This window comes from Bacillus sp. mrc49, assembly GCF_002803435.1.
Window position 1 is genome coordinate 1 of the sequence record NZ_PHNG01000769.1, and the last position, 989, is coordinate 989.

At 42.2% G+C, this 989-nt stretch carries 1 protein-coding gene; it reads left to right on the top strand.

The features are described from left to right. Positions 1 to 520, top strand: a 520-nt coding sequence (locus CVN76_RS23650) for an Ig-like domain-containing protein (RefSeq protein ID WP_232732443.1), incomplete at its 5' end; no start/stop codon positions are given. Positions 521 to 989 lie beyond the last annotated feature (469 nt).

The following is a 989-nucleotide window of genomic DNA, read 5'->3' on the forward strand; positions in this document are numbered from 1 at the left end:
CGTGAACAAGGGTGCAACCCCTGCTAAGCCAACTATTAAGCCTGTCAGCGACAAAGATGTGTATGTTACGGGACAATCGCAAGCCGAGGTGAAAGTCACGGTCAAAAACAGTGCGAAAAAAGTGATCGGCTCAGCAAACACGGACAGCAAAGGAAATTTCAAAGTCAAAATCAGCAAACAAAAGGCCGGCTCCAAACTGTCGGTCACAGCAACTGATCTAGCAAAACGCGAAAGCAAGGCAGCAGCCGTGACGGTTCTCGATAAAACCGCCCCGGATGCACCGAAAGTGAATGAAGTAAGCGACAGCGCCACCAAAGTAACAGGTAAAGCCGAAGCGAGCTCAACCGTTACCGTGAAGTACAACAATAAAAGCATCGGAACGGCAACCGTTGATAAGAAGGGGAATTACTCCGTCAAAATCAGCAAGCAAAAAGCAGGATCCGTGTTATATGTCTCAGCAAAAGACAAAGCAGGCAATACAGGAAAAGCAACAAAAGTAACAGTGAAAAAATCCAAATAGCAAAACGCGAAGGCCGTTTAACGAATATGTTAAACGGCCTTTTTGTTGTGGGAAAAAAGGGAGGCTCCGTTCCATCAGCGATGCTATGAGCATGGAGTGAAATTTCAAATATGGTATTTCCCGTTTTAATATTGGAACTTCATATACTCTCTTTTCCAGTATGATGAATCTTTACTGGATCAAAGGAGATGAGAGAAAGAACATGGATGAAAAAACATCAAAAAATTGTTGCAGTGACTACAATGGCAAGCGCCAAGAAAATGCACTTATTTCATACCAGGAGGAAATAACATGAAAAAAGTAAGAGTAATAGTATTAGGGACTATTTTAGCTTGCTCGATTGGGTTAGGAACACTATCAGTTGAGGCTGGAAATGAAAATAACAAGGCCATGATCATCCAGCCTTTTAATGAAGTGACCTTTGGAGCTTTCGTTTTTATTTTCTTAAGAGCGACGATCCTTTTTTTAG